This window comes from Rhizobium leucaenae USDA 9039, assembly GCF_000426285.1.
In the GTDB taxonomy this organism is placed as follows: Bacteria; Pseudomonadota; Alphaproteobacteria; order Rhizobiales; family Rhizobiaceae; genus Rhizobium; species Rhizobium leucaenae.
Map to the genome: position 1 here is coordinate 107074 of NZ_AUFB01000001.1, position 17432 is coordinate 124505.

Genomic DNA, 17432 nt, shown 5'->3' on the forward strand with positions numbered 1-17432 from the left:
ATGATTGAAATTCAGTCTCCTGGTAAGTCCGTTGGCGCGGCCGCACCTCTTCGTTGCGCAGCTCTTGTTGCGCTCAGCCTGTGCATGCCGCTGGGTAGTGCCTATGCCGATAATCTTCCTGGATACCACTTGGGAGTCATGGACAAGCTGCACATTCGCGTTGCCGAATGGCAGACTGCGGAGGGCTCCGTCCGCGACTGGGCGACTATCTCTGGCGATTACACTGTCGGTCCTTCCGGGGCAGTTTCCATTCCCTTCATCGGTGATATGCCGGCAAGCGGCAAGACGACGGACGAAATTGCCGAAGCGATCGGCATCGGGCTGCAGAAACAATTCGGCCTGCGCGACCGACCCTCGGCTTCCGTGGAGCTTTCGCAATTTCGGCCCATCTATCTCACCGGCGAGGTTCAGAACCCCGGACAATTCCCTTTTGTGCCCAACCTCACCGTTCTCAAGGCAGTCAGCCTCGGCGGCGGCCTGCGGCGTGCCGATGCCGGCCAGCGCTTTGCCCGTGACTACATCAATGCCAAGGGCGATGCCGTCGTTCTGATGGCAGAGCGCGGGCGTCTGCTGATGCGCAAGGCGCGTCTGCTGGCAGAACTCGCAAGTAAAGATCAGATCGATGTTCCACCGGAGCTGCAGAAATTGCCGCAATCGGCCGACCTGCTGGCAAGCGAAGAGGCTCTGATGAAAACGCGGAGCCAGCGCTTGAAAACGCAGTTACAAGCCCTGGCGGATCTGAAAGTATTGCTTCAAAGCGAGGTGGAGGCGCTGGCGAAGAAGACCGACACGCTAAGCCACCAGCTTGATCTTGCCAAGGCGGACCGCGACAAGGTCGAGAGTCTGGCCGAAAGAGGGTTGGAACTTGCATCCCGCAGGATCTCGGCCGAGCAGCGCGCCTCCGACGTGGAGACCAATCTGCTGGATACCGACACGGCATCGCTGAACGCCAAGCAGAGCATCAGCAAAGCCGACCAGGATGAAAATACGCTGCGCAACGATTGGCAGAACTCTCTCGCGCAGGACTTGCAGGACACCGATACCCAGTTGGAAACCCTGCAGCTCAAGCTTTCCACCAGCCAGGCCCTGATGCAGGAAGCGGTCGCGCAATCGGCCGATGCCAGCAACCTTGATCCTAGCGGGCAGAGCGTCAACATCGCCTACACCATCGTCCGCGATGACAACGGTCAGACGAAGGAAATTCCGGCTCAAGAGAACACCCAGGTCCTGCCGGGCGACCTCATCAAGGTCAGCAGCGCGCTTGCCATGCGTTAAGGAGGGTCGATGCAGTTCGCGAAATCGACCTTCATTCGTCCAGGGAGCAACGCCACCTACGGGACGGTGGCCGTTGCGCTCTCGTTTTTCGTCTTCGCTTATTCCTCCCTCTTCGGGCAGGTCTCTATCCTTGCCTATTATGGCCTCTGGTTTCCGCTGGTGCTGATCGGCTATCGCAGCACGCTTGGGAACTACCAAAAGCAGCTCTGGCTTTTCGCCTTCGGAGTCTTTGCCTGCCTCTCAATCTTCTGGTCGGCCGCGCCGTCGGTTACGGCGCGCGCGGCGATCCAGTACATGACGCATATCATCTGCGCGTTGATCGCCATGCGCACGATCGACATTCGCACGCTCACGCGTGGCGCAATTGCCGGTACGGGGATCGTGCTGCTCTATTCGATCCTATTCGGCTATTACGCCTATGACCCGCTCGACAGCACCTATAGTTTCGTCGGCGCCTTCGATTCAAAGAACCAGCTCGGCTTCTACGCCTCGCTCGGCATATATTTCGCCTTTGCCGCCGTCTTCATCCTCGGCGAACGCCGCATCTGGATGGTGGGTGGTGGCATTGCCGGTCTGCTATCCGCCTACTGCCTGCTCGCCTCGCAATCGGCGACGTCGGTTTTGACCACAGGGTTGATCGTCGCGCTCGCCATCGGCATGCGGGGTATCCTGTTCCTGTCGCCTCGGCAGCGGAAGAGGCTGTTTGTTGTCTTGGCCATAACCGGTCTGGCGGTCATTGTCGCCGGCGTCAATTTCGGCGGCGTCGATCTTGTGCTCGGAGCCTTCGGCAAGGACTCGACACTGACAGGCCGCACCTATCTATGGCAACAGGGCATCGAAGCCGCCGCGCAGCATCCTCTCTTCGGCGTCGGCTATCAGGGCTATTGGGTACAGGGTTTTTCGGAGCCGGAGCGCTTGTGGGACGAATTTTATATCGCCTCGCGCACCGGTTTCCATTTCCACAACACTTTCATCGAAACAACCGTGGAGACCGGCCTGATCGGCGTCTCGCTGCTCGTCGCGATCCTGCTCACCGGCTTGGTCGGCCATCTCAAGCGGTTTTTGACCGACATTAGAAATGATGAATCCTATGTGCTGGTCGGCATTGCGACGCTGCTTCTCACCCGCGCCTTCGTCGAGATTGACATTCTCAATCCCTATCAGATCGGCTCTTTCCTGTTTTATTACACGGCCGGCAAGCTGACGATGAAAACGCGAGCGCCAAAGCCCGTTCCGCTTGCTCCCGAAGATCGAATGGAGTTTGTGCCATCGATGAACTGGGAGTCGCGGATCAGCAGATGAAGACTCTTTATGGCATTCAATATCTGCGCGGTTTTGCCGCTCTCGCAGTAGTCCTGTTCCACGCCGCAGAGCGCGCCGGCAGCCATTTCCGCATCGGAGCGGCCGGCGTCGACGTCTTTTTCGTCATTAGCGGTTTCATCATGTGGACCATGAGCGAGCGCCGTCCGGTGACGCCGATGCGCTTCTTACTCGATCGCCTGCAGCGCATCGCGCCGTCTTACTGGATCGTCACCAGCATCATGGTTGCGGGTGCGCTCGCGGGCCTGTTTCCGAGCATGAAGCTGACGGTGGCGCATATTTTCGGCTCGCTGTTTTTCTTTCCCGTGCGCTCGCCGAGCAATGGCGAGATCTGGCCGGTTCTCGTGCAGGGCTGGACGTTGAATTTCGAAATGTTCTTCTACGTCATCTTCGCAGCGGCCCTGCTGTTGCCACGCCGTCTGCAGCTTGCGAGCATGGCCGGCATCTTCCTTGCCTTCGTCATCGCCGGCAACATCTTCCATCCGCAATCCTCTCTGCTGCTCACCTATACGCAGCCGATCATCCTCGAGTTCGTGGCCGGCGCTGTTCTCGGCCGGCTGTGGCTGGCGGGGAGGATACCGGGTGCCGGCCTCGGCCTTGCCCTGGTCGTTGCCGCCTTGTCGGGTTTTGCCGCCGTCGAGCTTATCGGCCTCGACTTCAACGAAGTGGCCTGCGGACCGCTCGCCGTGACACTGGTGCTTGGCATAGTATCGCTGGAACGAAGCGGAAAGCTGCCGAATATTCCGCTGCTCACCTATCTCGGCAACAGCTCCTATTCGATCTATCTTTGGCACACGCTGGCGATTTCGGTGGTCATAAAAGCGGTGGCATCCACGCAGATGCCCTCGGACGTCGCAACATTCCTCAGCGTCATCTCGGGCACTTTGCTGGGTGTCTGCGCTTACGAAGCGGTTGAAAAGCCGCTGCGTAACCTGTTGAGGAGCTTGAGCTGGCAAAGGTCACGTCCGTCGCCGGCGTGACCGCCTGCATCGGCGCGGCTTATTCGTTTATTGGCTGCACGAACAACGGGTCTCTTCGAGAGCCGCCTGCAATCTTCGCCGTGCCTCAGCTTTTACATCTGCCATAGATTTGTGCGCGCTCGGGCCACTGGCCAATCCTTCATTGACGAGGTCCTGCAGTTCTTCTGTTGTGTAACCAAAAGCGGATGGCGTGCCTTTAGCATGCCATCCGCGAGATCGTCGTCGAATACCTTTAGAGGCGCCGGCGGCGCAATTGATCGAAATAGACGATCACGATGATCAATACGCCGGTGATGATGCGCTGCCAGAAGGAATTCAGGTTCAGCAGGTTGGCGCCGTTGTTGATGGTGGCGAGGATGAAGGCGCCGATGAGCGGGCCGTAGACGGAGCCTACCGCCCCGAAGAGGCTGGTGCCGCCGATGACCGAGGAGGCGATCGCCTGCAATTCCCAGCCGTCCGCCTGCGTTGCGTTGCCGATGGCGATGCGCGCGGCGAGCAGGATACCGACGAAGGCGGCGCACGTGCCCGACAGAATATAGGCGAGATAGATCATCCAGGTAACGTTGACGCCGGAGAGACGCGCAGCTTCACGGTTCGAACCGACGGCGAAGAGATAGCGGCCCCAGCGGCTGAGATGCAGGAAAATGAAAGCCGGTATCGCCACCAGGATGACCATCCAAAAGAGGCTCGGAATCCCCAAGAAATCAGCGACGGCGAAGTTGGTGAAATCGTCGTTGACTATGTTGATCGTCGAGCCGTTGGTAATAAGCAGGCCGATGCCGCGCAAGGATGTCAGCGTCGCCAGCGTGATGATGAACGGGGGCAAACCCATGCGCACGATGCCGAAGCCATGGAATGCGCCGATCAGCACGCCGAAGGCCAAGGTAATCAGAATAGCGGCCCAAATTGGAAATCCGGCTTGCAACAGCCAGGCAATGATAACGGTGCAGAAGCCGACGATGGCGCCGACGGACAGATCGATGCCCGCCGTGATGATGACGAAGGTCTGACCGAGAGCCAGGATCGCCGTCATCGAGCCCTGTCGCATCAGGTTGGTGATGTTGAGCGGGGTCCAGAATTTGTCGGTCCAAAAGCCCAGGACGATCCAAAGAGCAAGTAGAAGAAGGATCAGCGTCAAGCTGAAGAGGATGTTCATCTTGCGCCGCGGTGCAACGGTTGGGCCTTCTGTGGTGTTTACGGCCATTGTTGTTCTCCCTCTTTCTTCTCTTATGTGTCGTTCAGACGCCGATCGCCTCGCCGAGGACTTCCTCATGCGTGGCAGCGTGAAAATCATGGCTGGCGACGAGCTGGCCGCGGCGGAAAACATGGAGCCGGTCGGCGAGCTCGTAGACTTCAGGCAGATAGGACGAGATGACGATGATGCCCGCGCCGCCCCGCAAGAGCTTGGCGAACAACCGGTAGATCTCCGCCTTGGTACCGACGTCGACGCCGACGGTCGGCTCATCGAAGATAAAAAGCTTGGCGCCATGGCTCAGCCATTTGCCAATGACGACCTTCTGCTGATTGCCGCCGGACATGGCCGAAACGAGAACCCGCCGGCTCGGCGTCTTGATGCTGAGATCGCGAATCTGCTTATCGGCATTGGCCGCTTCGCCGCTATTGTTGATGATCGGCCCCTGGCTCAGCCGCTTGAACACCGGCAGGTTGATGTTGAGGCCGATGGGCAGATTGAGGCAGAGCCCCTGGTCGCGGCGACTTTCCGGCGCCAGCGCAATGCCGAGTGCCATGGCGTCCCGCTCGCTGCGGATATTGACCTTCCGGCCCTGCCAGTAAATCTCGCCTGCCGATAGCGGCTGACGGCCATAAAGCCCGAGCGCGAATTCGCTGCGGCCGGCGCCGATCAATCCGTAGAGGCCGACGATTTCGCCGGCTCGCACGCTCAGCGAGACATTTTCGAAGCCGGGACCGGAGAGGCCACGGGCTTCCAAGATGGTCTCCCCAATCGGGATTTCTTCCTTGTGATAAATCTGCTCGATCGAGCGGTTGATCATCAGCTTGATCAACTCGTCCTCATTGGTTTCACCGATCGTGCGCGTGCCGACATGGGTTCCGTCGCGCAGGACCGAGACGCGGTCCGCCAGTTCGAAGACCTCTTCCATGCGATGGCTGATATAGACGATGGTAACGCCCTCGCTCTGCAAGCGGCGGATCAGCTTGAAGAGCTGGGCCGATTCCTTACGGGTAAGGTAGGCCGTCGGCTCATCGAAGATCAGGAATTGCGTGCCCCGCATCGCAGCGCGGGCGGTGGCGACGAGCTGTTGCTGGCCGATGGTGAGCGAACTCAGCAGCGCGGCTGCGGGAAGGCCGAAGCCGAGATCGTCAAGCACGGTCTGCGCCAGCTTCTCCATCTGCTTCTTGCGCATCAACCCCAGGCGATTGACCTCGTCGCCGAGAAAAAGATTGGCTGCAACACTCAGATGCGGGCAGAGCACGACCTCCTGATGCACGGCATTGATGCCGCGGGCGATCGCTTCATTGGGATTGGAAAGCCCGACCGGATGACCGCACCAGAATATTTCGCCCGCCGTCCTGGTGATGACGCCGGTCAGGAGCTTGATAAGGGTCGACTTGCCGGCGCCGTTTTCGCCGACAATGGCGTGGATTTCTCCCGCCAGGAAGGTGATCGTCGCGGGTTTCAGCGCCTCGACATAGCCATAGCGCTTCTGCAGCCCCCTGAGTTCGAGAATAGGCGAACCCGCCGGAACGCGGCTTGCTTCCGTCCGGATATTGTCATCGTGTCGATGACTGATCTCTTCGAGGTTCGTCATGGGGTCTCCTCCTTAGGCGAGCATGCGGCGCTCCGTTCGTTTCCGCGCAAGCGGCTAAACGAAGCCGGAATGAAAACAGGCCGCGCCCGGTCTCCCAGGCGCGGCCTCAATGCATTACTTGACCTTCGGATTGATCAAGGCGTCGATCTTCGGATCGCTCATATTCGCCTTGGTGACGAGATTGGCGCCGGTATCGACGTTGGCCGGGACCTTCTCCTTCTTGGAGGCGGCGAGCGCGGTCTTGATGCCGTCATAACCCATGCGATAGGGATCCTGCACCACGAGGCCGGCAAGAACGCCGGACTTCAGGAAGCCGACGGTCTTGTCGTCATTGTCGAAGCCGATGACCTTGATCTTGTCGCCGAGCTTGTTTTCGGCAATCGCCTGGCCAACGCCCTGCGCCATGATCAGGTTGGAGGCAAAGACGCCGACAAGCTTCGGATTGGCCGTGATCAGGTCGGTCATGATGTTGAGGCCGGTCGTGGCCTGACCATCGGCATATTTGTCAGCAACGACCTTCAGGCCTGGATACTTGCTCTTGACCTCATCCAGGAAGCCCTGACGGCGCTGGTCAAGCGAGCCGACGCCCGGCAGACTGGTGATGATGGCGACTTCGCCTTCTTCCTTGCCGGTCATCCCCTTGATCGCAGCGGCAAGACCGTCGGCGGCGATGCGTCCGCCGGCCGTATTATCTGTCGTCAGGAAGGAGACGAAGGACTTGGAATCGGCAGCCGAGTCGATGCCGACGACCGGCACGGATTTGGCGGCTTCATCCACGGGCTTGCCGAGCGCCTTGAATTCGGTCGGCGCGATCACGACGGCGGCCGGTTTGCCGGCAACGGCGTTTTCGAGAATGCTGATCTGGCCGTTGATATCGGATTCCGATTGCGCGCCGAGTTCCGGCACGTTGACGCCAAGATCCTTGCCCGCCTTGCGAGCGCCGGCAAGAACGATCTGCCAGTAGAAGGATGTCGTGTCCTTGACGATGATCGGAATGGTCACATCGGCAGCAAAGGACTGCACCGGCATGGCGACTGCGATGATGGCCGCGCCGGCAAGACCGGCAAAAGTGCGGCGGGACAGAAGGGATTTGGCGATTTTCATTGATTTCTCCTCTCAACGCGCTCTGCTCCTGCACACCGGCCGTTGAACGCTTGCGGCACGGTATCGTGAGCACCTGACGGGCTCACGCATCGCGAGATGTTTGTTGCGCATGATCTTATCCGAAACGTTTCACTTGCGTTTCGGGATCATGCCGTAACATCCACGCCAAAACAGGCTTTCCTCCTCTTCGAAGCCGCCTTTCGCGACAGCCCGATAGCTCCTTATTTTCTGTTCAAACCCGGACGGCGTCATCACCCAAGGGCGGCGCGACCAGGGTCAATCCTTCGAATTCTGCGTAAAGGCTGGCCGGAAGCTCAGGCTCCACGAGCTGCATATTGCGGATGAGACTTTCCGGTTTCGCCGTGCCGATCAGCACCGAAGCCACGGCCGAATGGCGAAGCGGAAACTGCATAGCCGGTGCGGCGAGCGGCAGGTCGTGGCGGCGGGCGATATCCTCCATCGCCTGAACCTTGGCCAGAACATCCGCCGTCGCCGGAAGATAATCGAAATGGGCGCCGGGGACGGGACCGGTCGCGAGAATGCCGGAATTGAAGACGCCGCCCACCACAAGCGACGTGCCCTTCTTCTCGCAGAGCGGCAGCAACTCGGCCACCGCCGAACGATCCAGCAGGGTATAGCGACCGGCAAGCAGAATGCAGTCGATGTCTGCCTCACGCATGACGTCGAGGCAGACAGGCACCTCATTGACGCCGAGACCATAGGCCTTGATCGCGCCCGACGATTTCAGCTCCTCCAATGCCTTCAGGCCGGAGCCCAGGAGCTGGCCGAGATGATGGTCATTCAGCGCCTTGCCGTGGGTGTAGCCGCCGATGTCGTGAACATAGAGGATGTCGATCCGATTGAGGCCGAGGCGGGCGTAGCTGAAGTCGACCGACCGCATAATGCCGTCATAGGAATAATCGTAGTCCGCATCGAAGGGCAGGGGATCGACATAGCCGTAGTTCGGCACCTTGTCGCTCGCCACAGGCCGCATCAGCCGGCCGACCTTGGTCGAAAGGACATAGCTGTCTTCCGGCTGGTCGCGCAGGAAATCGCCGACGCGGCGTTCGCCGAGACCGAAGCCATACCAGGGCGCAACATCGAAATAGCGGATGCCGCTATCCCATGCCGCCTGCAGGGTGTTTATGGCCTGGTCGCGAGGGCAGGCGCGGTAAAGACCGCCGAGCGCTGCGGCCCCGAAACTGAATTCGGTGACCTCCAGGCTTGTCCTGCCGATTCTTCTCCTCTTCATCACCTCTCCCTTGTGATGGCATGCATTATTTATCTAAAGCGTCGCGCCGAGATGCCAGGGCACGAATTCGTTGTCGCCATAGCCGAAGACTTCGCTTTTCGTCTTCTTGCCGGATGCGATCTCGATGATCAGTTCGAATATCTCGCGGCCCTTGCCCGATATCGTCGCCTCGCCGGTGACAATGGTACCGCAATCGATATCCATGTCCTCCTCCATAGATCGGTAGAGCGCCGAGTTGCTCGACAGCTTGAACGAAGGCGCCGGGCGAGAGCCGAAACAACTGCCGCGGCCGGTCGTAAAGGCGATCATATTCGCGCCGCCCGCCACCTGGCCGGTTGCCGAAACTGGATCATAACCGGGCGTATCCATAAAGACGAGGCCGTGGTCCGTTACCCGTTCGGCGTAGCTGTAGACAGCAGTCAGCGGCGAGCGCCCGCCCTTGGCAACGGCGCCCAATGATTTTTCCAGAATGGTCGTAAGCCCGCCGCGCTTGTTGCCGGGCGAGGGATTGTTGTCGAGCGAGGCGCCATGCAGGGCGACATATTTTTCCCACCACTCGATTTTTGCGTCGAGCTTGGCCGCGACCGCGTCATTGACCGCACGGCTGCGCAGCAAATGCTCGGCGCCATAGATTTCCGAGGTTTCCGACAGGATCACCGTGCCGCCGGCAGCCGCCAGCAGGTCGGCTGCGGCCCCCAGCGCCGGATTGGCGGTGATGCCGGAGAAACCATCGGAACCGCCGCATTGCAGGCCGACAATGATTTCGCTGATCGGGATCGGCTCGCGGCGGGCCTGTCCCACTTCCTCGGCGATCTCCTTCAGGACACCCATGGCAAGCGCCACGGCGCGGCGCGAACCGCCGGCATCCTGAATGTTGAAGTGCCGTTTGCTGGCGCCGGCGCCACTCTGGCCATAAAGCGTGAGCTGATTGACCTCGCAGCCGAGGCCGATCATCAGCACGCCGCCGAAATTCACATGACGGGTATAGCCGGCAAGCGTGCGATGCAGCGTCTGCATGCCGTCACCGGTCGAACTCATGCCGCAGCCCTGGTCATGGACGATCGGCACGAAACCGTCGATGCCGTCATAATGCGGCAGGAGTGTCCGGTTTGCCTCTTCCGCAATGGCGCGGCAAACCGTGGTGGAACAGTTCACGCTGGCAATGATGCCGATATAGTTGCGCGTTGCCGCCCGGCCGTCGGCACGGCGAAAGCCCATGAACGTGCGAGCCTTGTCGGCCTCTGTTGCTACCTCCGGCGCCGCATTGGCGGTCGCCGCGAGGCGATCGTTTTCGAAGTGCAGGTTATGGCTGTGCACATGATCGCCGGCCTTGACCTCGGCCGTCGTGCGGCCAATCGCCTGGCCGTATTTCACGACAGGCATGCCCGTGGCAATGTCGCGAATAGCGAATTTATGGCCGGCATCGATCTTGTCCCGCGTCGAAATCCCGTCGGCGACCGCCGTTCCAGCCGAAATCGCCGCCGTCGCCACCGCGACGTTGTCGCCTTCCGACAGAAGGATCCAAGGTTGGCTGTTCAACGTTCTCTCCCTGAACAATCTTGTTTTCGGCATTCGCTAGAGGGCCATCGCCGATTGATTTTGTTTTTTATCTACAATAAACATTTTGGTGTCAACGAGGAAATCGTTCACCAATCTGGGAGGAGGTCGCAGGCGACAGGTGTGGGCGGGATCGCGGCGCATCCGGCGAGTTCAACCGCCGTTCGGGCATGGCTCGGATATCGCCGCCGACGCAGAGCTGCGGACTACGAGAGAGGGGGAAATGGCGAGACAAAACACGCTTTTTAAGGACGCGTACAATCGCTACGTCGCCGGCTTGAGGCCGGACGCCGCCTTGCCGACCGAACCTGAAATCGCTGCCGAGCTCGGCATCAGCCGCAGCACGGCGCGGGCCATTCTGCTGCGTCTAAGTGACGCTGGCATTATCCGCTGGAACAAGCGGCAAAAAACTGTGCTGCGGCAGCCGACCGAAGCCGATTTCTTTCCGGAGGAAGAGACCAATTCGCTGCATGACATCATCGAGCGCAGCTTCATGCTGCGCATCCTTTCCGACGAAGCGCAGCCCGGCATGCAGATCAACGAGCTGGAACTGGCGCGCGAAATCGGTACGGGAACGTCGGTCGTGCGCGAATTCCTCATCCGTTTCAGCCGTTTCGGTTTGATCGAAAAGCGGCCGAACAGTCACTGGATCCTGAAGGGTTTTACCAGCGAATTCGCTCTGGAGCTCGCCGAGGTGCGCGAAATGTTCGAACTGCATTCGGCCGCCGAGTTCGGGCGCTTGCCGGCAGGACATTCGGCTTGGGCCGATCTGGCGGCGATCCAGCAGGAGCATTACGACTTGCAGGACGATTTCGACGAGCGTTATCGTGATTTCTCGCAACTCGACGAGCGCTTCCACCTTCTCATCCATCGCGCGTCGAATAACCGCTTCATTGCCGATTTCTACGACGCGATCGCTATCGTCTTTCACTATCATTATCAGTGGAACAAGGCTTTCGCTCGCGAGCGCAATTCGCGCGCCATCGTCGAACATCTCGACTATATCGAGGCATTGCAATCCCGCGATCCGGAGCGGATCGACAGGGCTTGCCGTACGCATCTTGCCTCGGCAAGACAGACGCTTTTGCAATCTATTCCGCAAAATGCAAGCGAGGCTACAAGTTCAAGCGTTCTGAATATTCGGAGTTAAAACGCATTTCGCCAGCGCCGCGTTTAACGGCACCGGCGAAGCTTGCTAATTCAAAGCTCATATTATCTCACGAATTCCCTGATCTTATAGGCGACTTCCGTTCGGTTCGTCGCATTCAGTTTCTTCATGATATTGCGGATGTGGACTTTGACCGTGCTTTCGCAAAGGTCCATTTCATAGGCGATAATCTTGTTAGCCTTGCCGCGGCGAAGAGCTTCGGCAACGACAACTTCACGGGGCGTAAAGAGACTGTCGGCGCAGCGTGTTCCGCTGGTTACGGAGGCGATGACCTCCTTGGCGGCGAGAATGCTGCTGGCCGGCACGAACACGCCGCCTGCACGGGCGAGGGCTACGGCTTCGGCGGCGACATTGATGCCGACGCTGGTCGGAATGTAACCGCGAGCGCCGCATTCCAGCGCTTTGAGAAGCTGCGCAAGTTCATCGCTTTCAGCCCCGACGATGACAGGGCTCGCCTTGAATTTCTCCGCAAGGGCGGAGATTTTTTCGCAGACGTCGGCATCGGAAACCTTGCGTCCGCCGATCATGAAAAGAATTGCAGAGGGTTCGTTCTGCATGCGGCGTTTCTGCCATTCCTCGAATGATCCGACGGTGACGATATTCATGTTCTCGTCATACTCGGTAAGGCTTCGGGACAGGCATTCTCTGTCCAGGGCGCGTGCATCGATTAGCAGAAGATAGTCCTCGCATTCGTCGGTGCTGACCGCGCCTGCCGCGCTGAAAGCCCGCAATGAATCCGATGCGCGGACTGAAATAAGACGGGTTGCAGTTTCTGTCCCAAATTTCTCATTCGCTAAAGACTGCCTGTCCATGGCCGTGACTCCTTACTCCACACGTGGCCTCTATTCTTCAGAATTCATATGAATAGGTATTATTTCAAAGTAACTGAGTAGATACACCGAACCAAACTGATAAATCTCGTGTTGACTCATAGCATTCCCCCTGTCCTTGAAATGTAGTTCACCTGATCACAAGAAGGATAATCGCTGATTCTATTTATGTGGACATTAACATAAGTTAATAAACTCTAAAAATATTCGCCGCACGATTGTTATCAACTTGAAACAACATGAGTGCGCTCGCGCCGCACTTTAAATCATATGGGGCGCGAAATAGGTTTCATCGAAGTCGACGAGTTCTGCGAGCTTATGGCGGTCCAGAAATTCGACGATGCCATTGCGGAACGCCAAAAGGCCACCCACTCTCATATCCCTGAGGACGCGGTTGATATGTACCGTCGACAGACCGACCGCATCGCCGATATCGGCTTGAGTGAGCGGGCATTCGAAACCGTCGAAATTAGGTTTTAGGCGAGACGGACCCAGCCTCGTGGCCAGCTCGAGCAGCAGGTGACCGGTGCGCTCCAGCGCATCGCGGCGGCCGATATTGGCAAGTCGCTCGGACATGCGTGCCTGCCGCCGCATCATCTCCGTGAGCACGATGCGATAAAGCCGCGAAGAAACGTCCAGGCTCGCATGTGAGGTGAAATCAGGGAATTCCATGACGGTGACTTTGGAGAGAGCCTGTACCGTCTCGCGCGCCATTTCCACGGAAGGCGTGGAGATCATGTCGCCGCGCAGGGCAAACTCGACCACGATGCGCGTACCGTTCGGCAGCATCTTGCTGGAAACGGCCCATCCGCTGACGAGAAAAAGAAGACGGGGGGTATCGCCGTCATAGTCGTAGATGGTTTCACCGGGAGCATATGTGCGTGGAATGCCGCCCGTCAGCTCCGACTTCTGACGATACAGATCAGGACTCAAAGCCTGCAGACGCCCTATGGAAACTTGCGTTGTCATACATGCCCCCGAACCACATACCATATCGGGACGGTCACAATTAACCTGTCCTGGAAGGTATATCACGTTACGTATGGCAAGTATATAGCACGCAACCTTCGATGTGGCTCGTAGTCTATATTGCTTATGTGGATTCTTTTTGAAATCGTGCGGCGATTAATTTGATTGCCATGTGATTAAATTGTCTAGCATCGGTCATTATACATGGTAATTACCCCGGAATTTCTTGGTATTAATTCGTGGCTGCCGCACGCTGATCCTTTCGTATTACGGATGACATTTCGGCGACATTATTCTGATCCCTCTGGGTGAGATTCCGACGCATATCGACAATTCCCGCTTCAGCCTCGGCGAGGATCACCCGATGGCGAAATGATTCGATTCCTTCCGAATGAGCCGCCTTTAACAATCCGGCAATATCGGACACCGACGTTCCGCTGCCGTTGGCGAAATAGGATTGCCGGCCAACCGAGCGGAAGAACCCCTCGACCTTTTTGTCCCAGCCCAGGCCGACATGGGGAATCCCCAGGGAATAGGCGGCAATGCACGCATGCAGCCTGTGAGCGAGAATGACATCGGTCGATCTGAGTATGCGGATCAGCTCTTCCGGCACGCGCGGGCGCGGAGCGAGTTGCAGCGCACCGGATTTAGCGAGACGCTGCATCGAGGCCTCATCCATTATTCGCTGGGCGAATATCTGGTCCTCGCTGGCACCGTTGCAGAACAAGCTGATGCGGTATCCATCCTGGACCAGCAGTCGAATGAGATCCCGATATTCTGCAATGTCCTGCAGCGGAATGGCGGAGGCCTTCTGACTGGCGTGTCGCTGCAGGATAACAGGCTCGGTCACGCAGAGGCCGACGGTTGGCTGCCTCGACGGCACCGAGTCGGGATCATCGCTGTCGAGCGCGCGGGTCAGCAATCCCGGGTCGTGAACGATCTTCGCTTCCGGTCCGTCAGGAAAGTGCTGGCGCCAACTGTCTTGGGCAAAGCTGTCACGCACCGAGAGGTGCACGCAATTGGTCTGCTTCAGTCGTTCGAAGAGGCGCGACGCCGGCGCGGACCAATGACTGCTCACGCCGACGGCATAGATCGCCAAGGGCCGATTATGGCGCCGGACGCAGTCAAGCACCGTGCCGACTTTCAAGGGAAAGTTCAGATCGTCGTCCTGAAAAAGATTGCCGCCGCCAATCACCACTGCATCCGCGGCAGCGATCTTGGCATCCCATTGGCCCCTCAATTTCCGCAGCGTGCGCCCGAGGACATGGGCGACCGCCCAGCGTCGTGCGAAGGGGGGCAGCCGGTGCAGCACCTTCAACGCCTGCTGACGCCGGCCGCTGCTTCCGCCCATGCCGAAACCTTCCCGTCCGGCGAGATCGATCGTCTCCACCTCTATGTGGCCCGCATCTTTGGTGAGGCCTGCCTCGACGCACCGCGCCAGGAGACCGTCTCCGAGATTTTCGCTGTATTTGACATTGAATACGACGATCTTCACTGCATTCTCCCCACAACACCGATTTGCCGCATGCGCGCCGCCGGCGCGTCGTTCACGCGAACCGGAGATGGAACAGTGAGAGCAGAGACGCTGCCTGCGAGAATGTAGAACATCAATCCGAGATCATAGACGGTACCTGACGTGGCCGCGGACACCAGCACGGTGATGAATCCGGCCTTGGCGGCCCTGGCGACGGCCGCCGCCTCCCGGAGCGGCAGACGCCCGGGTCGTGTATCGGCTTTCAGAATCAGCAGCACGAAGAGCGCAAAGATCAGCGTGCCAGGGATGCCAAGATTGGACAGCAGCACGAGGCCGAAGCTCGAAGCGCGCGCGCTGCCCAATCCAGCGCCGAAGCCCTGCGTGTCGATAAACGTCTGGTAGGCCATGGAATTCCACATGAAGCGTTCGCGCCCGGACTGGCTGTCGGCCTTCGAGAACAGCATCTCGTCGAGAAAGTCGTGCAAGCCGCTGGCAAGATCGGGCATGGCGATCAAGACGAAGAGAATGACAAGCGGCATTGCAGCCATGATGGCGACGATCATGACAGGACGCCCGGAGCCCGGCTCACTGCGCGAGGCCAGGAAGGATTGCAGACAAAGGACCGGCAAGACCACGCCGAGACCGACGAGCGCCGTCGCCGATGTCGAAAGGATCAGCGCCACCAGAAGCAGGGCGGCTACGATGCCGGTGGCGCGGGATCGGACGCCGCTGAGCCAAAGGCTTGCGATCATCGCAAAGAGTACCAGCGTGAAATCGGCAAAGGCCGACGCTTCCGGAAATGTCCCGGAAATCCGCTTCAATCCGCCTTTTTCGGCGTTGGTCAGCAGCGCGTAGTTGGCGGTTCGCACGAAACCGAGAAGGAATTCCGTGTGGCTGAAGTAAGTAATAATGTCTGCAAGGGCGAAGCCGAGATTGACGCTGGCGACCACCAGCATTCCGTTGATCAAATTGGTGGGTGTGCCGCCTTTCCGGATGAAGGCGAAAGTGGTTGCGAAGCAGACGAGGCCACCGACCGCATAGACGGATTGAGTGATGTTGTTCGACGAGAACTTCAACGGCACCAGCGAAATGAAGTTGCGACCGCCGACCGACCGCTCGACGGTCATCGTCTCCGTCATGCCCTGAAACAGACGCGGGAAGAAGAGCGCGGTTGCGAGGCCGAAGATGGTCAGCACCAGAAGGCAGAAACCGGGGCGCGGCGGCGCCAGGGCGGCAAAGAGCGGCCCTTCGCCGTAGGCCAGGAACAGGCGTATTGCGAAGAACAGCAAGAAAAGGCTCGGCACCAGCACCGATGCGCCGCCAAGGCCCGGCACGCTGAAGGCAGCCGCGGCACCGAACACGGTGGATAGGATCATGACGGTAAACGACCATCGAACGGGCGCGGCCAGCATGGCCATGCCGACGACAAACGTGAGTGCACCCATGAAATTCATAAGCCGTCCGCTCCGAAATATGGTCTATTTCACCAGAGCGAAAACTATCATGGCGCTGGCTGGCTTGTATTTCCGCCACGCTTAAGCCCTTTGGGGTACTGCATAAACCGAAATGGGTTCTGTACCGGATAGACGTTGCCGCGGTAGCGTCAGAGTATGGATCACACCTCGTTCAAACATGGACCATTATGGTCGGTCGGCCGCCGCGGGTTTCTCTGCGCCGGCTTCGGCGCGACGCTTGCGCTGCTCGGCAGCGGCGCGGCTGCGCAAGCGGGCGACACGGGGGACACGCTCGACACCAGCAAGATGACGCTGACCTTCGAGGATAACTTCGATAGTCTCAGCGTCTCACCCTGGGGGCCGGGCACCCGCTGGATCGCGCACACGCCCTGGAACGGCGATTTCGGCGGTGCGCGCTTTACCGACCCCAAGGGTGATTTCCCCTTCAAGACCGAAGACGGCATGTTGCGCATCACGGCGGCACGCGACGGCAAGGGCGAGTGGCGCTCGGGTCTGCTCGCTTCGGTCGATGCGAAGGGCAACGGCTTTTCGCAGCAATACGGCTATTTCGAAATGCGCGCCCGGTTGCCGGACGGCCCCGGCGTCTGGCCGGCCTTCTGGCTGATCGGTAAGGACCGCTCGAAATCCACCGCCGAAATCGACGCCATGGAATATTATGGCGACAAGCCGGGCGCCTATTCCGCCACCGTGCATGTCTGGCATCGCGGCGGCAAACACGATTCCGATTTTTCGCGCATCAACGTCTTCGAAACGGCAAGCCCAACGGACCTGCACACTTACGGCGTAAAAATCGATACGGATTTCATCCGCATGTATTTCGACGGCAAATTCGTTTGGAAGACCAAAGTCCTGCCGGAACATCGTCAGCCGATGTATATTCTTTTGAATCTCGGCATCGTCGACAGCGTCACCAAAATGGTGGCGCCGGATCCGTGCTTTATGTTCGTCGACTATGTCAGGGCCTATCAGTTCAAATAGGCGCCTGACGATAAGGCCTCGTGCCTGCAGCGACACTCTTGGCCTGCATTCCTTCATAAGCGCAGAATGACACCTTCTTCTTTGGGACGCGGGGGATTTTTCGCCTGCGACGCGCTGGGATTCCTTTGTTCGTAATGCTTTTGGCCAGATCGGGGCTGCCCTGGCGGTCTCTTCCGACGAAATGTCTACGTCGGCTAAGGCTTAAGACTTTCGTTGAGGACGGCAGTCATCCCAATGATCAACTGGTGATTTTCCGACAGC

14 protein-coding genes are annotated in these 17432 nt (G+C 58.9%); 5 read left to right on the forward strand and 9 right to left on the reverse strand.

The genetic code is table 11. The features are described 5' to 3' along the window. From K290_RS0100515 to K290_RS0100525, 3 genes are read left to right on the forward strand one after another with little or no spacing between them, the layout of a single operon-like run. Positions 1-1275: a polysaccharide biosynthesis/export family protein gene (locus tag K290_RS0100515; protein WP_028750060.1), complete on the forward strand. Its 1275-nt coding sequence runs from the start codon at positions 1-3 to the stop codon at positions 1273-1275. 9 nt (positions 1276-1284) lie between these two features. Continuing rightward, positions 1285-2577 carry an O-antigen ligase family protein gene (locus tag K290_RS0100520; RefSeq protein WP_028750061.1) on the forward strand — a complete coding sequence of 431 codons (1293 nt, stop codon included), beginning with the start codon at positions 1285-1287 and terminating at the stop codon, positions 2575-2577. After that, complete coding sequence (locus K290_RS0100525) at positions 2574-3575, forward strand: acyltransferase family protein (protein WP_028750062.1); 1002 nt, start codon at positions 2574-2576, stop codon at positions 3573-3575. Before K290_RS0100520 ends, K290_RS0100525 begins: the two co-directional genes overlap by 4 nt. A gap of 232 nt (positions 3576-3807) precedes the next feature. On the opposite strand, the gene K290_RS0100530 is transcribed toward K290_RS0100525, so the two are convergent. The 5 genes from K290_RS0100530 to K290_RS0100550 all read right to left on the reverse strand — a co-directional run bounded on the left by K290_RS0100530 (position 3808) and on the right by K290_RS0100550 (position 10259). Continuing rightward, the gene (locus K290_RS0100530; RefSeq protein ID WP_028750063.1) at positions 3808-4779 is read right to left on the reverse strand and encodes an ABC transporter permease; all 972 of its coding nucleotides are present in this window, start codon (positions 4777-4779) and stop codon (positions 3808-3810) included. Between the two features lie 34 nt (positions 4780-4813). After that, positions 4814-6364 (reverse strand): sugar ABC transporter ATP-binding protein, encoded by a 1551-nt coding sequence (locus K290_RS0100535; RefSeq protein WP_028750064.1) that lies wholly within the window; start codon positions 6362-6364, stop codon positions 4814-4816. Positions 6365-6478: 114 nt separating this feature from the next. After that, positions 6479-7468: an ABC transporter substrate-binding protein gene (locus K290_RS0100540; protein ID WP_028750065.1), complete on the reverse strand. Its 990-nt coding sequence runs from the start codon at positions 7466-7468 to the stop codon at positions 6479-6481. 232 nt (positions 7469-7700) lie between these two features. Further along, positions 7701-8720: an aldo/keto reductase gene (locus K290_RS0100545; protein WP_028750066.1), complete on the reverse strand. Its 1020-nt coding sequence runs from the start codon at positions 8718-8720 to the stop codon at positions 7701-7703. 33 nt (positions 8721-8753) lie between these two features. Beyond that, positions 8754-10259: a UxaA family hydrolase gene (locus tag K290_RS0100550; protein WP_028750067.1), complete on the reverse strand. Its 1506-nt coding sequence runs from the start codon at positions 10257-10259 to the stop codon at positions 8754-8756. A gap of 241 nt (positions 10260-10500) precedes the next feature. On the opposite strand from K290_RS0100550, the gene K290_RS0100555 reads away from it, so the two are divergent. Beyond that, positions 10501-11427, forward strand: coding sequence for a GntR family transcriptional regulator (locus K290_RS0100555; RefSeq protein ID WP_028750068.1), 927 nt, complete (start codon positions 10501-10503; stop codon positions 11425-11427). 62 nt (positions 11428-11489) lie between these two features. On the opposite strand, the gene K290_RS0100560 is transcribed toward K290_RS0100555, so the two are convergent. The 4 genes from K290_RS0100560 to K290_RS33570 all read right to left on the reverse strand — a co-directional run bounded on the left by K290_RS0100560 (position 11490) and on the right by K290_RS33570 (position 16172). Continuing rightward, positions 11490-12257 (reverse strand): response regulator transcription factor, encoded by a 768-nt coding sequence (locus K290_RS0100560; protein WP_028750069.1) that lies wholly within the window; start codon positions 12255-12257, stop codon positions 11490-11492. Between the two features lie 279 nt (positions 12258-12536). Further along, positions 12537-13244, reverse strand: a complete 708-nt coding sequence (locus K290_RS0100565; RefSeq protein ID WP_028750070.1) for a Crp/Fnr family transcriptional regulator — start codon at positions 13242-13244, stop codon at positions 12537-12539. A 232-nt stretch (positions 13245-13476) separates the two neighbouring features. Further along, positions 13477-14739, reverse strand: coding sequence for a polysaccharide pyruvyl transferase family protein (locus tag K290_RS33565; RefSeq protein ID WP_051263897.1), 1263 nt, complete (start codon positions 14737-14739; stop codon positions 13477-13479). Beyond that, entirely contained in the window at positions 14736-16172 is a 1437-nt protein-coding gene (locus tag K290_RS33570; protein ID WP_065091422.1) for an O-antigen ligase family protein, read from the reverse strand. Before K290_RS33570 ends, K290_RS33565 begins: the two co-directional genes overlap by 4 nt. Before the next feature lie 156 nt (positions 16173-16328). Here K290_RS33570 and K290_RS33575 point away from each other — a divergent pair, with 156 nt between their 5' ends. After that, complete coding sequence (locus tag K290_RS33575; RefSeq protein ID WP_081670153.1) at positions 16329-17171, forward strand: glycoside hydrolase family 16 protein; 843 nt, start codon at positions 16329-16331, stop codon at positions 17169-17171. Positions 17172-17432: the final 261 nt, after the last annotated feature.

Coding starts and splice junctions, on each gene's coding strand:
- K290_RS0100515 (WP_028750060.1), top strand. CDS start 1: ATGATTGAAATTCAGTCTCCTGGTAAGTCCGTTGGCGCGGCCGCACCT.
- K290_RS0100520 (WP_028750061.1), top strand. CDS start 1,285: ATGCAGTTCGCGAAATCGACCTTCATTCGTCCAGGGAGCAACGCCACC.
- K290_RS0100525 (WP_028750062.1), top strand. CDS start 2,574: ATGAAGACTCTTTATGGCATTCAATATCTGCGCGGTTTTGCCGCTCTC.
- K290_RS0100530 (WP_028750063.1), bottom strand. CDS start 4,779: ATGGCCGTAAACACCACAGAAGGCCCAACCGTTGCACCGCGGCGCAAG.
- K290_RS0100535 (WP_028750064.1), bottom strand. CDS start 6,364: ATGACGAACCTCGAAGAGATCAGTCATCGACACGATGACAATATCCGG.
- K290_RS0100540 (WP_028750065.1), bottom strand. CDS start 7,468: ATGAAAATCGCCAAATCCCTTCTGTCCCGCCGCACTTTTGCCGGTCTT.
- K290_RS0100545 (WP_028750066.1), bottom strand. CDS start 8,720: ATGAAGAGGAGAAGAATCGGCAGGACAAGCCTGGAGGTCACCGAATTC.
- K290_RS0100555 (WP_028750068.1), top strand. CDS start 10,501: ATGGCGAGACAAAACACGCTTTTTAAGGACGCGTACAATCGCTACGTC.
- K290_RS0100560 (WP_028750069.1), bottom strand. CDS start 12,257: ATGGACAGGCAGTCTTTAGCGAATGAGAAATTTGGGACAGAAACTGCA.
- K290_RS0100565 (WP_028750070.1), bottom strand. CDS start 13,244: ATGACAACGCAAGTTTCCATAGGGCGTCTGCAGGCTTTGAGTCCTGAT.
- K290_RS33570 (WP_065091422.1), bottom strand. CDS start 16,172: ATGAATTTCATGGGTGCACTCACGTTTGTCGTCGGCATGGCCATGCTG.
- K290_RS33575 (WP_081670153.1), top strand. CDS start 16,329: ATGGATCACACCTCGTTCAAACATGGACCATTATGGTCGGTCGGCCGC.